The sequence below is a fragment of the Stieleria bergensis genome (assembly GCA_007745635.1).
Taxonomy (GTDB): Bacteria; Planctomycetota; Planctomycetia; order Pirellulales; family Pirellulaceae; genus Stieleria; species Stieleria bergensis.
The window spans coordinates 4316304-4339058 of sequence record CP036272.1 but is presented as its reverse complement, the minus strand read 5'-3'; the positions used below and the strand labels follow the sequence as shown (position 1 = coordinate 4339058).

The following is a 22755-nucleotide window of genomic DNA, read 5'->3' as shown; positions in this document are numbered from 1 at the left end:
ATCACTCATGAGCGCAATCACCGGGCGCGCTCGTCCGCGTTGGATCGTCTGGCCGCAGCGTGCTTGATCAGGCCGCCACGGGAAGTGTGACAAAGGACTGTTCCTGCTGCATGATTTCCGCTGCCAGTTGGTTGTAGTCCGCAGCGCCGTTGCTGTCCGGCGAATATTGGAAGATCGATTGACCGAAACTTGGCGCTTCGGCCAATCGGACGTTGCGGCGAATTCGTGTGTCAAAGAACCGTGCATCACGAAAGAACGCTCGGCCGCCTTTGGTGGATTGGAAGAATTCGTCAATGTCGGTGCTGACTTCCGCCGCCAATCGCGTGTTGGAATCGTACATGCAAAGGAGCACACCGGAGAGCTTCAAACTGTCGTTCAGGCGGCGCGAGACCACCTCGATCGTGCGAAGCAGTTTGCTGAGTCCATGCAGCGCCAAAAAGTGAGGCTGTAAGGGCAGAAAGACTTCGTTCACTGCGACCAAGGCGTTGACCGTCAGGACACCCAGGCTAGGTGGGCAGTCGAGAATCAGGTAATCGAACGGTTCGTCGTCATCTTGGAGTCGATCACGCAGGATCATCTCGCGTCCGACTTCGCCAGCGAGTTCTAGCTCGGCGGCTGCGAGATCAAGGTTGGATGGCACCACTGCCAGATTCTCTGTGACCCATTGACGAGACTCGGCAACGGAGGCCTCTGCACACAGGACCTCGTACATGCTGGGTTGGTTATCCAAGGCGCTGATGCCCAGGTGCAGCGAGGCATGGGCCTGAGGGTCGAGGTCCATCAAGCAAACTCGGCGTCCGTTGGCTGCTAGTGCTGCAGCTACGTTGACGGAACTGGTTGTCTTTCCCACGCCACCTTTTTGGTTGATCACTGCGATGCTTCGCATGGAGTCGCTGCCTTGCTGGAGATGTTTAAATCTGTCGGTTGCCGTGTAGGCAACGTAAGCGTCTCCTTTATCGCTTTGCAAGCAACCAGGTCAACATCGGTTGGCCGTCGAATCACTTCAAGTCGGGTGATACCGGCCGAGAAGTCATGGTGAGCAGGCAAATTGGCCCCTTGAAGGCCAGTCAATGCCTTGGGGTCAGCTTGCGAACTGTGAAAACGCAGCGGGCAGTGCTGTGGCAGCGTAGAAGTCCTGGCAGGCAAGGCGGACCGTTTCGCTGGCTAGCGGGTCCAGACCTGCCGGGCGGGTGGTGGCCGAGCAGAGCAGTTTGCGGAGCAGGTTGCTGTGGCGGCAACGCTACGCAGCCATGTCTCGATCTTGGTTTATGATCGATTGGTAGGCCAACAGAACTTCGTGCAAGTCCGCGTCCAGGGACACGATGTCGTCGGCGAAGTCCTGCAACCAAGTTCGATTGTGTTCAAAGGCATCCATCAACAGTGGCACGAGGACACGCAGCGGAATGCTGCGCGTTTGCTTGGGGCCGGTGCCGGTCAGTTGGTCGAGTTCGCGGTCAAGCCGTGAGGTTTGATCGGCGCTGGCCGCTGGAGATTCGCAGGTCTTTTCAGGGGCCAGGCAGCGTGTTGAGTCCTGTGAAGGCAGCTCGCTCTCCTGGCGACCATCGGCGGACCAGATCTTCCAGTCGGATGGCAATCGAGATTGGTTGTCGCTCATCGATGTTTTATTTTTAGTTCGATTGTCGTTGCTAAGGGTCGTGCTGGGGCAATTAGGACGACCGCAAGCTGTATCGACTTTGGGGAACGGTTGCATCAAGGCGTTTTCCGCAGTTTTCCCAGGCCTTTTGCGTTCAATGCGAATATCTCGGGAAGTCAATACCAATAAAAAACTTTTAATTTTCAGGCTCGACTGGAGGCCGCTTTGTGTCTGTGCCGCCGAACCGATTTTCAACCCTTTGCGTCCCTGCAAACGCCGCCTCCTAAATGTTGAAGTCCAGAAACCAGATCGAGGCCGCTGGTGGCTGCGGCCCATTCGCTCTCGCGATGGAGTTGCTGCAGCCATGGAGGAAGCGAGTTTGCGTAAAACAGGGGGGATGCGTCTTCTGGGGGCGGATTGTTTGGCGTCTGGATGTTGGTTGGATTCCCAGCTTGGGAGGGTGTGAGGCCTGTTTTCCAGCGGGAGGATCGCTCTGATGCTGTGAATTGCTTGCGAACCATGGACAGGAGTGGTGCCGAGATTCGTTTTGCTCTGCTACATTGTTCGTTGTGACGAATCATTTCGTCGCTGCTGGAATGCTCCTACCAAGTGTTTCAGGGACTCCTTTTTACTATCAACTAAGAATCGCATTAGCGTTGAAGTCGATGGTTGCCCATTGCAGAGGAGCGTGGGACAACAATTAGCTTGGCTAAGCGAGACCGGGAACGAAGCGGTTGGTGACATCTTTCGTCATGAAATGGGTTGGCAGCAAGGCTGCCAGCTAATCCTCATGATCGATCGTGACATGAGCTGCAGGACCAAACCACCGGGCAAAACACCGGAAACAGCTGAGACCGACGAATCATGGCAGTCGATCTAGAAGCCATTGCGCGACGCGGGCAATGTGACGTATCTAATCTTAAACTGGCGTTACCTTTACTTGATCAAGGCTACCAGCCGCCGTTCTTAGCCAAGTATCGGCGTGATGAACTGGGCGGATTGGACGAAGCAACGCTTTGGGCTTTGAAAGCTGCCAATGATGCCGAGCAACGGCTCAAGCAGTTTCGCGAGGAATTGCTTGCCAGTTGGCAAGAAACGCCCCTGCAAGACAGTGCAATTGGAGATGCCATTCGCAAGAGCGGTTCCATCCGAACCTTGCAGCGTCTGGCCAAACGACTGCGCCAGGAAAGCGCCGCGGGAACCGACACGCCATCGAATCGATTGGCAGTGCGTTTGCTAAACCCACAGAAAGGTGACGCGAGCGATCCCGCCGAAGTCGCCGCTGCGGTTGAGCAGATCACCGAAGCCGACGAAGCGGTGCAAGAATTGCCAGAGTCCCTGGCCAAGCGATTGACCGGTGATCCGCGAGTCGTCAGCGCCGTCGTTCGTTGGTTGGGCCGCAACGCCAAAATTCATGTGAGCAACGTGCATGATCCGCACGTCAGTGGCGAGAGCGAAACGCAAGCACCACAGACGCAGCAAGCGCAGAAGGCCACCGAGAAAACGGTGTCAGAGACACCAGTTGCCAGCGAGCCAGTTGCCACGGATTCCACTGCAGAGACGACACCAGAGGCCAGTGGCGAAGTTGCTGCTCCAGCGAGTGATTCGGAAGTCAGCGCAGAAGCGGCAGACCCCAAGGACACTCAGCCAGCCAGCGAAGCTCAGCCAGCAGCAGAGGCCGCTCCGGCCAGCGAGGCCGCCGACGCGACTCCATCTGCTGAAACACCAGCTGCTGAAACACCATCTGCTGAAGGCTCTGCTGACGAAGCACCAGCTGCTGAAGCCGACTCCGATTTGCCCGGCTTCACGCCCGACGAAGAGGCCTCGGCTAAGACGGTCGCCTCAGAGGCCAAGCCTGCGAAATCGGTTGCCAAGAAGCAAAAGAAAATCTCTCCGCGCCAGCGTCGTCGCCGCTGGTTGGTCAGTGTGCTCAAACCGCTTGAAGGCAAACGGCTGCAGCCAAGTAAGTTCAGTGCGTTTCAAATTGTGATGCTCGGTCGCGCGTTGCGAAGCCAAGTCGCAGTCTGCGCGTTCCAGTATGACGCTGCCAAATTGGTCGCGGAGATCCGCGAGGTTGTCCAAAGCTTTAATCCCGCTTTGGCTGATCAGCTTGATGAAGTCGTGATGCGTCACGAAGCAGACATTCGCGAAGCTGCCGAATCGGCTTGGTGGGATGAACTGCACGAGAAGGCTTCGACGCGTTTGGTCGGCATTGTCGCCAATCACTTGCGTCGCGAAGTCAATCGTGGTGCCGTCGAATCGAAGGTCGTCATGTCGATCGATGCGGTCGGACCCAAGACCGCTGCGACCGCGATCGTGTCGGCCGATGGGCGTGTGTTGCACGGCGAAGATGTCCCCTGTCAGTTGTCAGGATCGGTTCGCGGGCAAGCTGTTGCCAAGATGGGCGAGCTGATTCATCAGTACAACGTCGATTTGGTTGTGATCAGCAACGGGCCCGCTCGAAGAGCCTGTTTGATTGCCTTGGGCGACTTGATCGCACAGTCGCCGGACAATTCCATCCGCTGGACGTTGGCGGATCGCAGTGGAGCGGACGCGTATTCCAGCAGCGAAGTTGCTGGCAGCGAGATGCGTTCAACGCCGCGCCGTTTTCGCGCTGCGGCTTGGATCGCATTTTCCGTCCTGTATCCCGCCCAGGCTTACGCCAAAGTGGATCCATTGCGATTGCGTTTGGCGTCCTTCCAAAGCGAACTTTCCGACGATGCTTTGGCTGAACAGCTCTGTACAGTGCTTTCAGGCGCTTCGTCTCAAGGGGGAGTGGATGTCAACGCTGCTCCGGGAGCTTGGTTGCAGCAGATGCCCGGCGTTGGCGAAGCGGTCGCACAGGAGCTGGTTGCCAAACGCCAGGAGTCCTTGATTGGATCGCGAGCTGATCTTGAACGCCTGGCCAGCTGGCCCTCGGCGGTTGATTCTCGTCAGGCCATTCCGTTCTTGCGCGTTTACAACAGCGAGGAAGTGTTGGACGGGACGCTGATCCATCCCGACGATTATGGGTTGGCAAAGAAACTGGCCAAAGCGTTGGAAGTTGAACTGCCGCCCGCCTGCCCGCCCGGTTACACCGCGCCCAGTTACGAAGCTCCGCAGCCAGAAGTTCAACTGGTCGACGCGACGCAGCCCGCTGGACCTGCCGCCGTCGAAGACTTTGACACCGCCGGTGCCAAGGCTGGCGAGTTCCAACTTGATGCCGCCGAACCCGAATCAGAACCCGTTGGCGATGGCGCCGAAACGGAAGCCGCCGAGCCAAGCTCGGAAACAAGCACCGAAGCTGTTGCCGAGCCAGTTGCAGAAGCAGCTCCAGCTGCCGAAGAGGCTTCAGCTGCCGAAGAGACTCCAGCTGCCGAAGAGACTCCAGTTGCCGAAGAGACTCCAGTTGCCGAAGAGACTCCAGTTGCCGAAGAGACTTTAGCTGCCGAAGAGACTCCAGTTGCCGAAGAGACTCCAGTTGCCGAAGAGACTTCAGTTGCCGATTCGTCAGCCAGCGAAGCGTCTGCGGTTGCTGAACGTGTCGTGCGGCCTCGTCCCGCGCAGGAAAAAATTGACAAGTGCGTCAAGGAATGGCAGATCGGCCGACATCGCTCCAACCAAGTGATCAATTGGCTCTGTGATCCCTTCGCCGAATCGACCACCGATGGCAATGTGCCAGCGGTTTTGAAAACCATGCCGACGCTCAAAACGCTCCGTCCTGGAGACGAAGTGATTGGCGTTGTGGTCGGCGTCATGAACTTTGGCGTCTTCGTTGAATTGGCTCCCGATTGCAGTGGGCTCATTCACGTCAGTCGGTTGAGCGATGGTTACGTTGAAGACCTCAACGAAGCCGTTCAGGTTGGTGACGTCGTGACCGCCTGGGTGACTGGGATTGACGAAAAACGTCGCCGCGTTGGTTTGAGCGCTCTGTCGCCGGAACAGGAAGAGAACCTGAAAGAACGTCGCCAGCAAGAGTCAAACTCTCGTGGTGGGCGCGGCAATGCACGTGGCGGTCAAAGTCGCGGCGGGCAGCGTCAAGGCGGCAAGCCAGACGCTCGACAAGGCGGTCAAGGCCGCTCCGGTGGTGGTCAGGCTCGTTCTGGCGGTGGCGGTGGCGGTGGTGATCGGAAAAGTGGCGGTCGAGGCGGTGATGGCCGCGGCGGCGATCGCAATCGATCCGGTCAGCGTCGTGATGGTCGCCAACGCGGTGGAAATCGCAAAGAGCGACATCCCGAGTCCTATCGCGTGGTCGCTAAACCAGAAGCCAAGCCGATTACCGATGCGATGCAAAAAGGGGACGAACCCTTGAGGTCCTTCGGTGACCTTCTGCAGTTCTACTCCGGAGGCGATCAGCCAGAATCCAACAAAGGTGGCAAAAAGGGCGGCAAGAAAGGCGGTAAGAAAAAGGACAAAGGCCCGCAAGCCGACAGCCAACCGGCTCCTGAGGCAGCGCCGCAGACGCCGGCTGTCGATCAGCAGCCTGTCTCAACGCAGCCAGTGCCAGAACAGCCAGTGGCTCCACAGGCTGCCGAAGCCAAACCGGTTGACGCTCCACAGGCCTCTGCTACCAGCCCTGAAAACACCAGCACTGAAAATACCGGCCCTGAAAGCACCAACAAGGATGCGGCTGCCAAATCGGAGGACTCCTGATGAGTGACGATTTCAAGGCTCGTTTTGAATCGGCCATCCAACGCGGACAGAATCGCCGCGAGCAGGCTGCGAATCAGTCTCGCAAAGCTGAGATGACCGAAGAGGAATTGAAGCGGTTGCACACCTCGTTTCGCTTGGCTTTGTCCGATCGCATTGAATCGAAAGTGAACGATATCATTGATGCGTTTCCCGGGTTTCGCCACGAAGCGATGTTTGGTGAAGTGGGTTGGGGATCGGCTTGTTACCGAGACGACTTGCATTTAGAAAGCGGTCGTCGCACCAATCAGTACAGTCGCTTCGAAATGGTGATTCGCCCAATCTCTGACCTAAAGGTCTTGGATTTGAAGGGCAAGGGCACCATTAAGAATCGTGAACTGTTCAATCGTTCGCTGTTCCGTCAGATCAGTGAAGTGGATGTGGTGGAGTTCGAGCAGGTCATTGATGCTTGGACGATTGAATACGCCGAGCAGTTTGCTGCCAAGATAGGCTAAGTGCCATCGCTCACCGGCTGGAGCCCCAGTCGGTGAATCAACGGTTCAATCATGATTGAAAGAGACGCTTAGCCATGAAGGTTTTTGAACTCAATCACGTCGCCTTGCATGTGGCCGACGTGGAATCCAGCATTGCATTTTATCGTGATGTCATGCGATTCCCGATGATGGATCGCCCTGCGTTTGATTTTCCCGGTGCGTGGTTTCGTCTGGGCGTGAATCAGGAATTGCATTTGATTGGCGATCGTGATTTGCCTGTGCATTCAGCGCATCGCGGCACTCACTTTGCGCTGTTCACCGAAGATCTGGACGCCTGGGAACAGCATCTTGACGCTCAAGCAGCCACGCGGTTGCCACGCCGCGTCCGTCCCGATGGCGCCCAGCAGACCTTTGTCCAAGATCCCGATGGCCACTGGATCGAACTCTGCGTCCCCCCCTAATCCAATCGCCCTTTCCACTGCCACGGTTGCTTTCAGCAACACCCTTCCGCCAGCGGGAGAGTGCAGTCAACGAAACGACATCGGCATCTGCAATAAAACGGGCCGAACGGCCTGCGAGGAATGGGGCCAGAGCGGTCCCAGATCGACCTATGCCAATATCTTTTCCACTCGGTTGAAGGGCCTGTCTTGGGGGCCCAGCTTCTTTTCGCAGCCAATGCTCTCTAGCACGGTGTTGTAAACGTCGATCCCTTCTGCGTTGACGGCGATTTGCTGTCCGGTGCGCACTCGGCCTTTCGCCGAACTCATGGCGTGAAAGACTCCTGACAGCTCACGCTTGACATCATTGTGTCTGCCATCGCCAGATTCGGTGCTGACGGTCAGGCAACTGTTTTCCAATGCACTGCGTCCATTGGCATCTTGGATTTGATCCAGCAGGGTTAGGAAATACCCGACCTCACGCATCTTCATGTGCGCGTGGGCACGCAGCTGTTGATTGTCTCGTTGCGGTTGGAATCGATGCCACCATTCATGGCTGCATCCGCCACTACCGCTTTTGCCCAGTTCCTGTGCGTCGTTGAATGAGTAGACCAGTCGATTGTCGTATCGATAATCGCCCTTCATTCGCAATCGTTCGCCAGCGGCAAGAAAGGTGACGGAGCCGAAGCGAACCCGATCCAGCTCAATCGCGACGGCGTACAACTCCGCCATCAAACGCCATTCGCGGACCAGGTCGTCGAGGTGCATGTCCAGGCCTTCGCCGCCTGGATCTGCGGCACCGCCGTGGGCCAGGGAACTTGCGTCGGGCAACTGGGGCGCTCGCGGGTCAACCTCGATCTGTTGGTAAGCACGTCGTTCGTATTCGCGAACCCGATCCAGGTGATCGGCGATGCGAGTGCGCGACGCGCCGCCGAGAGGGGATCGGTTGCCCGAGTAGAATTTGTACTGCTGAATCACGCTGTCGAGCACACTGCGGTCGATCCGTTTGCTGGCATCATCGGTGGCAACGTCAATGCGTCCAAAAACGCGTTCAAAGAGGTTGCGCGGGTGTTCTTGCATGGTGGCGGCGACGGTGCCGTCTTCGTTATAGCTATGAACGAACCGGCTGACTCGGCTGCGACGAAAGAAGGTTCCCGCAACCACCGTTGGGACGACGCCTTGTGGCAACCCATTCGGGTGAAACTGTTTGCGAATCACTTGATCGATCGACGCACCACCGGCTTTGGCTTCACCGTCGGGCGGGGTGGCGGTGAACGAAGCGGAGGCACCGTCGAAGTGTGCATTGATACCCGATTCATCGCAGCGAACATGGTCCACACCACGCATGATCAACAGTTTGTCGGCCAGCGGTTTGAGCGGTTCTAGCACGCCATCAAAGCCTTCTTCTTGCAGCGGCGCTGGGATACCAAGGCCAAAGAAAACATTGAAGGCACGTTCGGGAACTGCCTGGGCGTCTGCGGCGAAGGCCTGCTTGCCTTGCATTTCCTCTAGCAAGGGCAAGCCGATTAAGACAGAACCGGCACCGCGTAACATGGTTCGACGATGAAGCTTCATCTGATTTCGTTCTGGATAGGAATGATGTCGGATTGAGACGTGAATCAACAGCTTGGTGAGCGCTGTTGGCAACTTGTACTACGGAGTCCTTCGTCCGGGCAGGATCAGTGGACTGACAGCCATCGCTTCGATGACGGCTTGATAGGTGCCACCGTTTTCGGCGGCTTGTTTAGCAATCTGCGTGACGAAGGGGGCATCTTCACTGGTCAGTGGGCGACCCTTGGCGAACTGGCACAGTTTCCAAACCAGCGTGTGATGCACGCGGGGATGATTGGCCAACGTGTCCATCAATTGTGCGGAGGTTGAAAACAGCAGTGGTTTTGCGGTGCCGGGAATCAGGATGTCGCCATCTTCACGCAATGCGTTGCCGTGATGATCACGCTGCATGAAGCTTCCCAGGCCATCGAACTTTTCCAGCCCAAAGGCCAAGGGTTCGAATCGCTGGTGGCAGCCTCCGCACGCTTGGTTCTGGATTCGTTTTTCACTGATCTCGCGAGCCGAGACGTTTGCGGTGGCAGCGACCGGCGACGTGTCGACACAGGGCGGCGGGTCGTTGACGGTCCCTCGCAGCAGTTCTTTAAGCACAAACAGGCCGCGAGTCACCATCGATGCTTCGTCGCCGCCGATCGAAAGCACGCTGCCATGAGTCAGCAAGCCGCCGCGATGAGCAACCTTGGACAGATCGTAGCGCTGCCAACCGTCAGCCTGAGGGGATAAGCCATAATGCTTCGCAAGGCGTGGTGTACAGAACGTGTATTGAGTGTTTAACAGAGCGGTCAGGGCACGCTTTTCCTCCCAAATCACCGCTCGAAAAAACTTCAGCGTTTCCGTTTGCATTTCAGCCGCAAGCGGTGGTCTCCAGTTGGGGAACCGTTGCTCGTTGGGCTGCAGTGAGTCCAAGTGCTTGAGGTTCAGCCATTGCGAAAGAAAGTCCTCCGAATGCTCGATCGCTTGGGGGGACGCCAAGAGCCGTTGGACGTGACGCCGAATGTTATCCGAATCACGCAGCTGTCCCCGTTTTGCCGCCGCTAAAAGCGGTGCATCAGGCGGAGCCCCACAGACCAGGTAGCTCAGCCGATTGGCAATTTCGTAATCGTCTAGGAAGGCAGCGGCGCCTCGGCGATCTTGATTTTCGATCCGGTAGAGAAACCGTGGTGACTGTAACAAGGCTTGTAGCGTCGCACGACAGGCCGCTTCGTAGTCACCGCCGGCGGCAGCGACCGAGGTTGAGATGCCGCGCAAAGAATCGATTTCCTGATCGCTTAGAGGGCCTCTCAGGATCTGTGTTCCCATGGATTGGATCAGGCCACGCATCTCGTTGTCCGTCAGGAGCGCTCGATGGCCGAACGGTTTAACAAATGCCACCACATCCATTTGCGCGACGATCTGTTTGGCCAGCTGGTTGTAGGTCTCGATATGATTCAGGTCCACCGTCAAGTTGTAGGCGGTGTTTTGGAACCCGTCGGCTCGCAAATCCTGCGGCAATTTCATTTTCGCAGCCTTGGCGATATCGATCCCGACGGCGGCTCGTACGCTGCGGATGTACTCCGGGGTGGTCAGCCGCCGGACAAAGAACGGTTGCTGAGCATTGTATTGGTAGTCGGCTGGATCAATTTGCCCTTCTGTCCAGACCGCGTCGTCTTTCAGCCAACGCTTTATGGCTTGCTTTTCGTCGGCTTGTAAGGGTGGTCGATCCTTCGGCATTTCGTCATTGAGAATCGAAAGCCAAAAAGGGTTCTCGTCGAGCGAGTCAACATCAATCAGTTCTCGAAAATTCTCGCTGTCTTGGTCCAGGATCAAATCACCTTCCGCCGTGGCTGGGTCATGGCATTGCAGGCAGTTCTTGGCGACAACTGGGGCAACGGATTGACGAAAATGCTGTTCAAGCTTGGCGAGTCGAAGCTCCTGCGGTGAAATCGGCTTGGGGTTGTGTCCCTGTTGGAAGAGCATTGCGACCTGGGGTTGGCTGATCGGCCGATCGTAAATGGAAACGTTCAATAGCTTGCCTTGCCAAGGACGGCCACCGGTGACTTCGTTACCCAGCGCTAACTTGGCTTTGTTGTTCCAGTTGGCAAGCGTACCGTTTGCGTTGCCCTTGGCGGCTAGTTGGCCGTTTAAGTAGATCCGGGTTTGGCCATCGCTTGCACGGGTGAACACCAAGTGGGTGCGGCTGCGCGTGGCAGTGCCGCTGGGAGTGGACAGAGAGGGGAGGCCGTTTGCACTGGTTTTTGTTGTTCGAAAACGGACATCAAAGCGATTGCCATCCTGGCCGATGGTAAAGTTGCGCTCGGTGGGGCTTAGAGAGAGTGTTACGATCCGCGCGGGTCCCGATTGATCCACTTTACCAGGCTCACACCACAGAGAGACGGTGACGGCGCCGGTGCTGCGGATTGCGCGAGAGAGTTTTTCGGCGGGCTGTTTGGTGCTCAGAAAACCGTCGCCACGCAACAGCAGCACCGCTGGTTCGGAGACCGGCTTGGCCGCACCGATCGGGGCGAGTTGTAACGCAAACGAATTGGCAGAGCTGGTGACGGTGCCAGACGCTTGATTGATCGTGCGCTCGCTGAATGAAAACGCAGCGATTGGGGCGGGCAACGATGGTTGCTGTGAGTGGCCGGGGCTTGCCAATGCGTTGGCCATCAAGATCAAGCATGCGGTCGTCCACAGCTTGAAATAGGCTGACAGTTTCAGTTGGCAGTGGGCGGGCGAGAAACGTTTTCGTATCCAACGCATTTGAAGAGAGCATCCGAAGGTGACGAGAGATGCGTGCGCATCGAAAATCAACGGCAACCTTCAGTGTAACGTTTTTGAAATCGAGCTGCTGATGTTTCAAGAGGGGCGGTGTCTGCTGTTGGATCGATTGTTAGGCGTTGATCACCGACGGCGCAGCGCTTGACGTAGTGTCTGTGAGTCGGACGTTGGTGACTTTCTGGAGCGAGGGCGAGATTTGTCCTCTAAATTGGGGGCTGTTTTTGACGGAATTTGGTTTCTGAGCGAGTTCATCTTTCGCACAGGAGTGACAAGACGCCATAATGGTTTGAACTTGTTTCTCCTCATTTGAGCCTAGGATTATGATTCGAAGCACGCTTTCATCTCAAATCGTCTTTGCGGTTGCCTTCTCCGTTTATGTGACTGGCGGTCTGCTGGTGCCTGGGGGCACTCCCGGCGTCTTTGCTCAAGAAGAACAGGCAGACGACAAACCCGCTCAATCCGATGCCCCTGCCAAGCCTGTGGATGATGATCCTCTGGGGTTGAATGCAGCGGATGAGGATGCGGGGCAATCGTTGTTGGACGAAGCCGTGGTGCAGCGTTTTGATGCGAAGTCTGTTCGCCAATTGAAAGACATCGAATCAAAGCTTCGCGGAGCCTTGAAGAAAGGCGTCAGCGGCGAGAACGAATCGTTCGCCCGCAAGATGCTCGGTTCCGTCTTGCTGCAGCAAAGTCAATTGATCGTTCAGGAGATTCCCAAGGCTCGCGGAGCCCGGCAACTGGAGCTGCGTGACGATGCCTTGCGGGTCTTGCAGAGTGCTGTCAAAGCGGATGACGAATTGGTTGAAGCCTACTTGATGATCGCTCGATTGAATCTTTCGCCCGGTGGCGACAAAACTGCGGTTGCCGAAGCGACGACCAAAGCCATTGAATTACTGGAAGACAATCCTGTTGAGCGGAGTGCGGCCTACGTGCTGAGAGCCCTGACATGGGATCCGACTCAAGACGACAAGATCTTGGGCGACTTGGATGATGCCATCCGTGACGATCCCGCAAACATGGAAGCCTACCAAGCTCGAGCGGCATTGCGGTTGAAGTTTGACGACGTTGACGGCGCTGTTGACGACATGGAAAAGATTCTTGAAAAGAATCCCACCAATCAACAGATCGCTCAAGTTGTCGTTCAGAAGCTTGCGGAAATGGAACGCCTTGACGATGCAGCCAAATTATTGAGCAAGGCGTTGGAGGCCAAACCCAGCGAAGGTTTGTATCGCATGCGAGCGATCGTTTATCGCATGCTGCAAAAAGACGACCAGGCGATGGCTGACTTGAACAAAGCCTTGGCCATGCAGCCTAAGGACCCCTTGGCATTGTTACAACGTGCCAACATCGCGCTCTCACGCGACGATGTTCAGGCTGCCAAGCGTGATTTGCGAGCGGCAGAGAAAATTGCTCCGGGAGTTGCCGCTGCCGATCAAGCGATTGAAGTTCGCTGCTACATTGCCTTGCAAGAAGGGCGGATGGCCGATGCAATCAACGAAATGCAAAAACTGGTTCAACGTGACCCCAGCAGCATGCCCCGAACCTTGCAACTGGCCAGCCTTTACTTAGAAGACGATCGGACCGAAAAAGGCATCGATTTGCTGACGTCGATTCTTGATCGTGATCCAACCAACGGTTCCGCGTTGCGAATGCGTGCCGGGGCCTACCTGTCCACCGGAGAACATCGTCAGGCGATTGCTGATTACGAACTCGCTCTCGAAGAGATGGGTGACGACGAGTCGGACGCCGTGCTGTCAAACATCTTGAATAACTTGGCTTGGGTGCTGGCTACCAGCCCCAACGATGATCTGCGTGATGCCGAAAAAGCCATCAAATTCGGCCTGCGTGCTGTCGAAGTCACCGAGGAGAAAGAAGCTCACATCTTGAGCACTCTTGCCGCCGGATACGCCGAAGCCGGTAACTTTGAGAAGGCGATCGAATGGAGCAAGCGAGCCGTTGCACTGGGCGAGAAGGACGAAAATCCACAGATCGACCAGCTCAAGGAAGAGCTCGAGAGCTACCAAAAGGGCAAGCCTTGGCGCGAGAAGCAAGAGACCGAGGAGAATGACGTGCCGATTCTAAGTGAAGACGATCTGATCGACACTTAATCCGCCACCTTCCGTCATCATACTGCGTTGTGTTAGATTGGTTGCACTCTTGATTGGCAACCATTTCCGCGCACAACGCAGTGAAAATGAAGTACGGAATTTGCAATGAAACGTTTGGCGATCTGCCGCTTGAGCAATCGCTGCAGATGGCGCGTGATGCCGGCTATACCGGCTGGGAAGTCGCCCCCTTCATGCTGACCGACGACGTCGTGTCGTTTTCTAATCAGCAGCGTCTGGATTATCGACGGCAGGTCGAAGACGCCGGGTTTTCTATCATCGGCTTGCACTGGTTGCTGGCCAAGACAGAAGGCTTTCACTTGACCACGCTTGACACGCAGGTGCTTGATCGTACCAGCGAGTATCTTGGTCAGCTCGCCAAGTTGTGCCGCGATCTGGGCGGTGACTTGATGGTGTTAGGGTCGCCGCATCAGCGGAATTTTCCCGACACTCAGTCCGAACAACAGGCGATGGAGTCCGCCGCACGCTGCTTGGCGGCCGCTGTGCCCGCGCTTGAGGAACATCAGGTTCGGATTGCCATCGAACCGTTGGGCCGTGGCGAAGGGAACTTTCTAAACACCGCCCAAGCTGGTCGCCAGTTGATGGAAATGGTTGACAGCCAATGGGTGCAGTTGCATCTGGACGTCAAAGCCATGAGCGACGAAGGTTTACCTATCGATCAGATCATCATCGACAACGCAGAGGCGATGATTCACTTTCATGCCAATGATCCGAACTTGTTGGGCCCTGGTATGGGAGAAGTCGATTTTGAGCCGATTTTCAAAGCGCTGAAACAAGTTGACTACGACGGTTGGGTGAGCGTTGAAGTCTTTGACTATGCCCTCGGCGCCGAACAGATCTTGCGGCAAAGCATGGACAACATGATCGCCGCAACGTAGGATGCCGTGATCGCACGCACCAATGCTTAGAAACTTCTCACCCCCCCAGAAAAAGCACGGCACCTGGCGAGGTTGCTGCGTGCTTGCACGCATGCGGGATAGGGTGGTCATTTCGATTCGCATCCTGGCTCGAGCAACTTGTCGCTTCCATCGAGAGCGTGTTTTGGGGTAAACTCTGCGCCCTTCCTGATCGTTCCTCTCAAGTTCTTGCCCGCCAGATCACACCACGCTCATGAACGCTACCAACGAGACTGAACACGCTGCCGTTGCCGAAAACGCCGCGTCTGATGGCCAGCAGTCCGTGGATTATCAAAAGCCCGAGTCGAGTTGGAAACAGATGCGAACCAGCGAAGACTGGTTTGCCATCTGGTGTGGCGGATTCATTCTGGCGGTGGCCTTTGCCGCGATCTGGTTTGCCAAACCGGCGGACTGGAGCCAGCGGGTTGCAGACGCCAAGGAGAGTGGTCAGTCTGCCAAGATCGATTCGCTGTTGAAGCCATACTTGGCAAAGCCAGGGAAATGGGGTCAGAAGCCCAAGGATGTGCAGCAAGAAGCCTTCCAAGTTCAGAGCAACAATCCGATCGCCGCGTTCTATCAGCCAGCGTCGGGTGACGCGCCCGCGTCGACGCCGATCGTCGGTGTGCTGGGGGCTGGTGTCCTGATCTGGGTGTTGTTTACCGTGGCCATGTGGCTGCGAAAGAAGGACGCGGGTGGGTTTGCAAAGGGTTTCCCAGTCGTCTTCCTGTTGGCAACGTTGGCCTATGTGTTGGCAGGCCATGCGGCCGTGAAAGCGTTTAATTTGGAATACGCGTTGTGGGCGTTAGCGATCGGATTGGTGATCTCCAACACCGTGGGCACGCCCAAGTGGTTGCGACCGGCGGCGCAGTCGGAGTTTTTCATCAAGACCGGCTTGGTGGTCATGGGCGCGGGCGTTTTAATGTCCAAGCTGGTCGCCTTGGGGCCTCCGGGAATCGCGGTCGCCTGGGTGGTCACGCCAATCGTGTTGGTTAGCACGTATGTGTTTGGCCAGAAGGTGTTGAAGATGAAGTCACGTTCTTTGAACATGGTGATCAGTGCCGACATGTCGGTCTGTGGTGTTTCCGCAGCGATCGCGACGGCGGCGGCTTGCAAAGCAAAGAAGGAAGAGTTGTCATCAGCGATTGGACTGTCGTTGGGGTTCACGGTCATCATGATGGTGATCATGCCGTTTGCGATCAACTCGATGAATTTGCCACCGAAAGTAGCTGGTGCGTGGATTGGCGGCACGATTGATGCCACCGGAGCGGTTGCCGTGGCCGGTGACATGTTGGCATTGGAACCCGTTGCCGATGCGGCCCAGATCGGCGGGGCCCAGAGTGGCGCGGTCCCACCAACGGGCGACAGCGGCGCGGTTGCCAAAGCTGCGACCGACGAGGCCGTTCAAGTTGCGGTGACCATCAAGATGATTCAAAACATTCTGATTGGCTTGACGGCGTTTTTCGTTGCGCTGTACTGGGTGCGCTACGTCGATCGATCTGCGTCAGCAGACCAGAAATCGATTGGGCTGTCTGAAATCTGGTATCGCTTTCCCAAGTTTGTCTTTGGGTTTGTGGTCGCTTCGGTGATCTTCTCGTTGTTGTATTCGAATTTGACCGGCGGCGACGTGATGATTTCATCGATGATCAAGCAGTCATCAAAAGTGCTTCGCGGCTGGCTGTTTTGTTTGGCCTTTGTCAGTATCGGGCTGGAAATCAATTTCAAGCAGTTGTTGCCGCATTTCCGCGATGGCAAACCCGTGATGCTGTACATCTGTGGTCAGTCGCTGAACATTCTGTTGACGTTCCTGATGGCCTGGGCTGTCTTTGGAGGCTAACGTGATGTTAGAGACAACGAGCCAGTCATTGCCGAATCCTTGGCGAGGCCGATTGCAGTTGCTGTTGATCGTCCTTGCGCTGGGACTGGTCTACACGTTTGTCTTGCCTTGGTTGGCCGGCACAGATCTTGTTCGGCAACGCAACCAGCGCTATGAGGATCTGGGCATCGACCCGGCAGCAACCTTTTACACGGACCATCCGATGGTCGATCAGTTGCTGCGTGATCAATAAGGCATTGTCGCCTGCATCAGCGGGGATGGTCAGCTGAGCGCATCCGTTGGGCGATTACATGCGGGGGACGACGTTGATTCCCAGCAGGGTTAACGCTTGTTTGAGCACCCGTCCGGTCAACACGACCAAGCCCAGTCGCGTGTCTTGAATTTCCTGCGATGGGGCGTTCTTGACGTGGCACTGATTGTTGAACTTGGCGAATGCTTCAGCGGTGCTGTAGACGTAATCCACCAGTTGGTTGGGGGCGTAGTCTTGGTAGACGTTTTGCAAGGCTTCTTCGAAACGCAGCAACTCAATCGCCAGGGCGCGTTCGGCCGGTTCGGTGATTGTCAGGCCATTGGATTCAATTCGCTGTTGCACTTCGGCTTCGTCCACTCCGACGACACGGAGAATACTGCTTGCTCTGGCGTAGCTGTATTGTGCGTAGGCTGCGGTATTGCCGGTTAACTGAACCATTTTGGTCAGGCTGAATTTGTAATCGCTGGTCCGATCATGCGACAGGTCGGCATACTTAATCGCTCCGACGCCGACAGCTTCAGCAATCGCCTTTTGCTCGGTCGATTCCATCGGTGGATCAAAATTGGCGACACGATCAGGATCGCAAACGACTTGATATGCAGCATCGACGGCGTCATCAATGAGGCTTTCGAGTCCAATCAGGGAACCGCTGCGCGTCTTCATGGGCTTGCCGTCTTCGCCCAGGACGGTGCCAAAACTGACGTGAACCAGTTTGGCATCGGTCAGCTTCAGAGTATCGGCGACGACGAACAGTTTTTGGAAGTGTTCGCCTTGCCTGGCATCAACCACGTACAGCACTTCGTCCGGCTGGAAGGTGTCTTGGCGATATTTCAGAGTCGCCAGATCTGTCGTTGCGTACAGGAACGCCCCATCGCGTTTGCGGATGATCATGGGGCTATCGAATTGCTCCAAGAAGACACAGATGGCGCCATCGCTTTCGGTGGCCAGTCCTTGCTGGATCAAGTCGTCGACCAAGCCAGCCAGCATCGGATGGTAAAACGATTCACCGAGTGTGTGATCAAAATCAACGTTTAACCGCGCGTAAACGCGATTGATTTCGTCTTTGCAGTGCGGCAGGAACTCTTCCCACAGCTCCTGATTCTTGGCATCGCCCGCGTGCAATTTAGAGGTTTCCATCAGGACGGCCGTGCCGATGTCCGGATGCTGCTCGGCGCGCTGCGACATCACGGGGTCGGCTTCGGTGGCGGCGATCGATTCTTGGGCGGACTGCAGGCTAGCCTCGGTGGCTTGGACTTTCCGCCGCAGTGCTTCGGCGGATTTGCGTTTTTTCTTCGCTTCCTTTCCTTCGGCGACTTCGGCTTCTGCTGCGGCCGCCTGGTGTTGCGTTTTCAGCGTTTCGATTTCCGCCGCCAGCGTCTCTAAGCTGGCTTTGGCTTTCTGGTATCCCATCAAGTGATGCACAATGCGATACAGCTTGGCCAGTTCCGGGACAGGATCTTGGGCAACGGTTTCGGCATCACCAAAGTGTTTGTAGCCGTAGATAATGATACCGAACTGCGTTCCCCAGTCGCCAAGGTGGTTGTCGGTGACGACATCGTGTCCAAGGAATCGCAGCGTCTGGGCTAAGCAGTATCCGATGACTGTCGTGCGGATGTGCCCGACGTGCATTGGCTTGGCAACGTTCGGCGACGAGTAGTCGATCAGAATCTTCTTCGGCGCGGCCGTCTTTTGTACCAAGCAACGATCATCGCTGATCATTTGTTGCATGGTTTGCTCAAGAAACGGCTGCGACAATTTCAGGTTGATGAACCCGGGGCCGGCGATTTCGGGCGCTTCGCATCGATCATTCAAGTCGATCTGTTGGAGCACCTGTTCGGCAACTTGACGGGGATTGAGTCCCTCGACAAGTTTGCCGATCGGCATCGCGAAATTGGCCTGATAGTCACCGAACTTGGGATTCGCAGCCGGGCGAATCATGTCGGAAAACTGCTGCGGCGATTCCAGCTGTGATGCAAAAGAGCACTGAGCGATCGCTTCGGCGAAACGCTGGCTAAACAACGAGGGAAGATGCATGGGGCGGTCTAATCGTGATAGCTTACGAGGCCGAGACGCCGAGATCGGCCAATTCGATGGTGGTGCCGTCGGCCCACAGAGATTCTAGATCGTAGTATTCACGTGTTTCTTCATCGAACAGGTGAACGACCACGTTGCCGTAGTCCAAGACAATCCAGCGGCTCTCGTCGTAGCCTTCGACGCCAAGGCGGGTTTCACCCAGCTCTTTTTTCAGAGCCGCTTCGATTTGGTCGCTGATCGCGTGCAGCTGCCGACGGCTTTGCCCGGTCGCTAGCACGAATAAATCGAACTCCGAAGACTGACCGCATACGTCGATCACCGTGACATCGGTGGACTTGTTGTCCAAGGCCACCTGTGCGGCGGTGGACGCAAGTTTACGACTGCCCTCTACGCCATGTGGTCGCACGGAGCGCGAAGGAGTGGCCATGGGGTCGGCTGAATTGGATGGTTGTTGATTTGTCATGGCCACAGTCTAGCAATTTTGGGCTTTCTGTCAGGGGCCAGTTGCAATTCTGTTCGCACATCCCAGGGCAATTGGGTTAAACTATCGGCATCGGGAAAGATGACAGGGTGCAGCCCCCCTCTGGATGCCTGCCAGCTGAGCGACCCTTTCGGGGCATCGGCTTACGGCATTGTTTTGTCCGCATTGGCCGGACAGATGCACGAGGGCAATTTTTAGCAGGCGATTTTCAGAAGGCCATTTTCAGAAGGCAAGTGTCGGCGTGTTGAAGTCGCAGTGCTTCTGCGGCCGTGTTCCATGGCTGTCGCTCGGTCAACTCAGGTGAAGTGTGGCATCCGTCGCATGCGGGCAAAGTGACGCACTTACGTCGGCCAGCGAGTCGGATAGCCACCAAAAGGAGCGTTTTGCTGCTAGGAATGTTCACCGAAAGCTCGCAGAATTTCGTTTCGTTGTTAGACTTCGCACGTTGACTTAACCGGGGCCATTCGCCTTGGTTGCCGACGTCAATGCGGAGACTGGAGATTGAACCCCGCTTGGAGGCTTGCCCGTTTGAGGGGCGTCCGCCGATCGGTCGCGTGTTTCATTGTGTCACTCGGTTCCGATACATCCCACCCCCGCCACTTTGCGTTTGAATCGTCAATGGATCGTTGTTCTGTGACTTCAGAGTTGCTGAAGCACGCTACGGAATGACTTCCTGGATGGCGCTTAGTCAATCACCCCACCAACACCTTTCATTCAAGGCATGTCCGCAATGGAAAAACAATCAAAGACGCAACAAGATCAGCAAGCTGCGAACCGCCGTCAATTTCTTCGTACCGGTTCAGCAATCTCCGCTGGTGTTGCAGGTGCAGCAGCGATGACTCGTCCGGTTCGTGGTGCCGAGCCTGATTCGAAAGAAGACAACATCCGCATTGGGATCGTTGGTCTGGGTGGCCGTGGGACAGGGGCGTTGAACAATACGCTCACGATCAACAACAACATCGAAATTGTTGCCACCGCAGACATCGACCCCAACAAAAAGAACGTCCTGCAGCGTCTGAAGCAGACCTACGGTGACAAGGTGAATGTCAAAGAAGAAGACAATCACGTCGGCTTGGATGCTTACAAGCGCGTTCTGGACAACAAGAACGTTGACTTGGTGCTGATGACCACGCCTCCTGGTTTCCGCCCGCAGTACGTTTTGGAAGCCGTTGAAGCTGGCAAGCACGTTTTTGCTGAAAAGCCAAGTTGCGTTGATGTTGCTGGCTACCACACCTGCGTCAAGGCGCACGAGTTGGCCAAGAAAAACAAAACGGGCATCGTCACTGGAACTCAGTACCGTCGTCAAACCAACTACATGGAAGCGATCAAACGCATTCATGAAGGTGCGATCGGCGACGTGATCAATATGACCGCTCGCTACTGCAGTTCCGGCATTTGGTACCGTAGCCGCAAGCCCGGCATGTCGGATACTCAGTACCAATTGTACAACTGGATGCACTTCATCTGGCTCTCCGGTGACCAAATCGCCGAGCAAGCGGTGCACAACATTGACGTAATGAACTGGGTCATGCAGGGGCCACCAGAAACCGCTTACGCCAGTGGTGGACGATTCACTCGTCCCGAAGACAGCGAGATGTGGGACAGCATGTCAGTCGACTTCGGCTACTCCGGTAATCGTCAGATCTCGTTCAAGTGCCGCCAAATTCCTGGCTCAGCAGGCGACAACAGCAACCACATCTATGGTAGCGATGGGATGGCTGTGATCTACGGTGGTAACCGTGGCGCAACGATCTATGATCGTGCTGGCAAAGAAGTCTGGAAAATGGCTGGTAACATCGGTGCCGCCTATGAGCAAGAGCACAAGGATCTGATCGATTCGATCCGTGCTGGCAACCCGATTGTCGAGCTTCAGGAAACCGCTAACAGCTCGTTGACCGCTGTCATGGGACGCGTTGCGGCTTACACCGGCCAACGAGTGACCTGGGACTTCTTGACCAACAAGTCGGAACTGAACTTGTTCCCAGCGAACTTGGACCCCAACGGCGAACGCCCCGTCCCTGAATTCGCGATCCCTGGTAAGACAAAGCTGATCTAAGTGCACTGATCAAACGGTTAACCACGCCGAAATTCGCAATGTCCAACTCCGCAGTGCCGCAGTGCACTGCGGAGTTTTTCTTTGGCTGCGGAATCTGATTGATCGTTTTGCCGTGGGGCAGGTTTCCAGTGACCAACCAAAATGCAGCGGAACCAAAGGCCAAAGCACGCAGGTCTTAGTCCAGATCTAAGTCGATGTTCGCCAACTCGATCAGTTGTGGTTCGCTGGGGAACTGATCCACTAAATACCTTGAAGGGTAGATCGAGTCATCGAGCACGACAGCGTCGCCAAGGACGGTCAGCATTTGTTGCCACGACGTTGGGATGGTGACTCCTTGATCGCTGTCAAAGAGCATCACGACGTCGGTTTTCGGCAGCAGGCTCTTCGCCCCGCGGCTCCAAACGCTGTAAGTGAACACCTCGTTGTCACTGGCTCGTTGGGCGCCCGTGTAGGTCGGCAAGAAGGGAGCCTCTGGATCATTTTCCCACAACGCCTCTAGTAGCTCTTTTTGCTCGTTGTACAAACTGCCTAGAAAGTCTCGTTCGACCTGCTCGAACAGAGGACGGATGGCATGGTTTTGGGGCGGTTGCCAATCGTGCCATTGGCCGTCCCGAAAGGCCAAGGGTAAGGGACTTAGCGGCCGTTCAACCGGCTCGTCCTCGTCGGTGAGGTTGGCCACCTTATACAGCATTTCCAGGGCCTGGCGATCGTTTGCCTTGGCGACCAGGAAGCTGTCGCGAGTGGGGACCAGGGCGATCAGGTCTCCTTCTAGACCCAGTTTGCGAAGGCGATCGTTTAGCAGGATGCGTGAGGAGTCGTAGGCATCTCCGGTCATTGATGAGGCGAGAGCATCGCCAAGCTTTGCAAACGTCGTGGTGTCTTGATCCAAGTTGGCAATCGCCTGCTGCATGGCGGCGTCGAAACTGACGTCCCAGTGGGCGAGTTCCTCCTCTGAGACCGAACGCATCGCATGATCGGTATCGTAGACCAGCGTCACGGCCAAGTGGGATCCAAGCGGGACATTGGGCATGTCGAATGACTTGCCATCGGTGAGTTGTGATTTCAGGTTTTGAAACTCGAACATGGCCCGCGTCCAGATTTTGGGTCGCAGGTTGCGCTTGGCTTCTGAGAATTCACTAGGCAAGGCTTCGGGACGTTGGCCGAAAACGCCCGCGATCACCTGCAAGTGTTCTGCGCGTTCTCGTTTCTTTAGCTTGCAGTGTTCTAAATACAGATTGGCGATGTTGATCACGCCGTCGCCATCCAGCCTGCGCAATTCATTCTCGTCTGAATCATAGCCAAACTCAATTGCCGTCTGTTCTGCGATTGCACGGATGAGCCGAGTGGCAAACTGTGTTTTGGATGGTTTTCCGAAGGGAAGCATTGTCGTTGTAGAAAGTGTGGGATGGCGAGGGCACCTCTATTCTAGGGGTCAAGGATGCCGCAGTCTACGGAGTGGCAATCGCTGCCCGTCGTTTTTTGAAATCGGTTCCTGAACGAACGCCAGCATGGGCTTTGGAGTCCAGTCGTGGTGCACGGTGCTCGGTGCACGGTGCACGGTGCACGGTGCTCGGTGCTCGGTGCACGGTGCTCGGTGCTCGGTGCTCGGTGCACGGTGC

Annotated in this window: 16 protein-coding genes; 9 read left to right on the top strand and 7 right to left on the bottom strand. The window is 56.0% G+C overall.

Features of this window, described 5'->3' with window-relative positions; genetic code table 11:
* Window positions 1-67: 67 nt before the first annotated feature.
* Both SV7mr_RS15365 and SV7mr_RS15360 read right to left on the bottom strand, forming a co-directional pair.
* Window positions 68-886, bottom strand: a complete 819-nt coding sequence (locus SV7mr_RS15365; protein ID WP_145273936.1) for a ParA family protein — start codon at window positions 884-886, stop codon at window positions 68-70.
* Between the two features lie 354 nt (window positions 887-1240).
* On the bottom strand, window positions 1241-1615 hold the full coding sequence (locus tag SV7mr_RS15360) for a hypothetical protein (RefSeq protein ID WP_419187433.1): 375 nt from the start codon (window positions 1613-1615) through the stop codon (window positions 1241-1243).
* 667 nt (window positions 1616-2282) lie between these two features.
* Between SV7mr_RS15360 and SV7mr_RS15355 the strand changes: the two genes are divergently transcribed.
* The 4 genes from SV7mr_RS15355 (at window position 2283) to SV7mr_RS15340 (ending at window position 7157) form a co-directional block, all read left to right on the top strand.
* Window positions 2283-2474, top strand: coding sequence for a hypothetical protein (locus tag SV7mr_RS15355; protein ID WP_145273933.1), 192 nt, complete (start codon window positions 2283-2285; stop codon window positions 2472-2474).
* Window positions 2459-6226: a S1 RNA-binding domain-containing protein gene (locus tag SV7mr_RS15350; RefSeq protein ID WP_145273931.1), complete on the top strand. Its 3768-nt coding sequence runs from the start codon at window positions 2459-2461 to the stop codon at window positions 6224-6226. Before SV7mr_RS15355 ends, SV7mr_RS15350 begins: the two co-directional genes overlap by 16 nt.
* Window positions 6226-6717, top strand: coding sequence for a hypothetical protein (locus tag SV7mr_RS15345; protein WP_145273928.1), 492 nt, complete (start codon window positions 6226-6228; stop codon window positions 6715-6717). Before SV7mr_RS15350 ends, SV7mr_RS15345 begins: the two co-directional genes overlap by 1 nt.
* A 74-nt stretch (window positions 6718-6791) precedes the next feature.
* A complete protein-coding gene (locus SV7mr_RS15340; RefSeq protein WP_145273925.1) occupies window positions 6792-7157 on the top strand; it encodes a VOC family protein in 366 nt (121 codons plus the stop codon).
* Between the two features lie 147 nt (window positions 7158-7304).
* On the opposite strand, the gene SV7mr_RS15335 is transcribed toward SV7mr_RS15340, so the two are convergent.
* Both SV7mr_RS15335 and SV7mr_RS15330 read right to left on the bottom strand, forming a co-directional pair.
* Window positions 7305-8708: a DUF1552 domain-containing protein gene (locus SV7mr_RS15335; protein WP_145273922.1), complete on the bottom strand. Its 1404-nt coding sequence runs from the start codon at window positions 8706-8708 to the stop codon at window positions 7305-7307.
* A gap of 78 nt (window positions 8709-8786) precedes the next feature.
* Window positions 8787-11441, bottom strand: coding sequence for a DUF1592 domain-containing protein (locus SV7mr_RS15330; RefSeq protein ID WP_145273918.1), 2655 nt, complete (start codon window positions 11439-11441; stop codon window positions 8787-8789).
* Between the two features lie 338 nt (window positions 11442-11779).
* Between SV7mr_RS15330 and SV7mr_RS15325 the strand changes: the two genes are divergently transcribed.
* The 4 genes from SV7mr_RS15325 to SV7mr_RS15310 all read left to right on the top strand — a co-directional run bounded on the left by SV7mr_RS15325 (window position 11780) and on the right by SV7mr_RS15310 (window position 16547).
* Window positions 11780-13567, top strand: a complete 1788-nt coding sequence (locus SV7mr_RS15325; protein WP_145273914.1) for a tetratricopeptide repeat protein — start codon at window positions 11780-11782, stop codon at window positions 13565-13567.
* An 86-nt stretch (window positions 13568-13653) separates the two neighbouring features.
* Window positions 13654-14463, top strand: coding sequence for a sugar phosphate isomerase/epimerase family protein (locus SV7mr_RS15320; RefSeq protein WP_473163645.1), 810 nt, complete (start codon window positions 13654-13656; stop codon window positions 14461-14463).
* A gap of 232 nt (window positions 14464-14695) precedes the next feature.
* Entirely contained in the window at window positions 14696-16315 is a 1620-nt protein-coding gene (locus SV7mr_RS15315; RefSeq protein ID WP_419187432.1) for a YeiH family protein, read from the top strand.
* Window positions 16316-16319: 4 nt separating this feature from the next.
* On the top strand, window positions 16320-16547 hold the full coding sequence (locus SV7mr_RS15310) for a hypothetical protein (RefSeq protein WP_145273910.1): 228 nt from the start codon (window positions 16320-16322) through the stop codon (window positions 16545-16547).
* Window positions 16548-16601: 54 nt separating this feature from the next.
* Here SV7mr_RS15310 and argS read toward each other — a convergent pair whose 3' ends face one another.
* Both argS and rsfS read right to left on the bottom strand, forming a co-directional pair.
* Entirely contained in the window at window positions 16602-18599 is a 1998-nt protein-coding gene (argS, locus tag SV7mr_RS15305) for an arginine--tRNA ligase (RefSeq protein ID WP_145273907.1), read from the bottom strand.
* A 22-nt stretch (window positions 18600-18621) separates the two neighbouring features.
* The gene (gene rsfS / locus SV7mr_RS15300; RefSeq protein ID WP_419187431.1) at window positions 18622-19062 is read right to left on the bottom strand and encodes a ribosome silencing factor; all 441 of its coding nucleotides are present in this window, start codon (window positions 19060-19062) and stop codon (window positions 18622-18624) included.
* A 739-nt stretch (window positions 19063-19801) separates the two neighbouring features.
* On the opposite strand from rsfS, the gene SV7mr_RS15295 reads away from it, so the two are divergent.
* Window positions 19802-21136, top strand: coding sequence for a Gfo/Idh/MocA family protein (locus SV7mr_RS15295; RefSeq protein WP_145273904.1), 1335 nt, complete (start codon window positions 19802-19804; stop codon window positions 21134-21136).
* A 175-nt stretch (window positions 21137-21311) separates the two neighbouring features.
* On the opposite strand, the gene SV7mr_RS15290 is transcribed toward SV7mr_RS15295, so the two are convergent.
* Window positions 21312-22520, bottom strand: coding sequence for a DUF1444 domain-containing protein (locus tag SV7mr_RS15290; protein WP_145273900.1), 1209 nt, complete (start codon window positions 22518-22520; stop codon window positions 21312-21314).
* Window positions 22521-22755 lie beyond the last annotated feature (235 nt).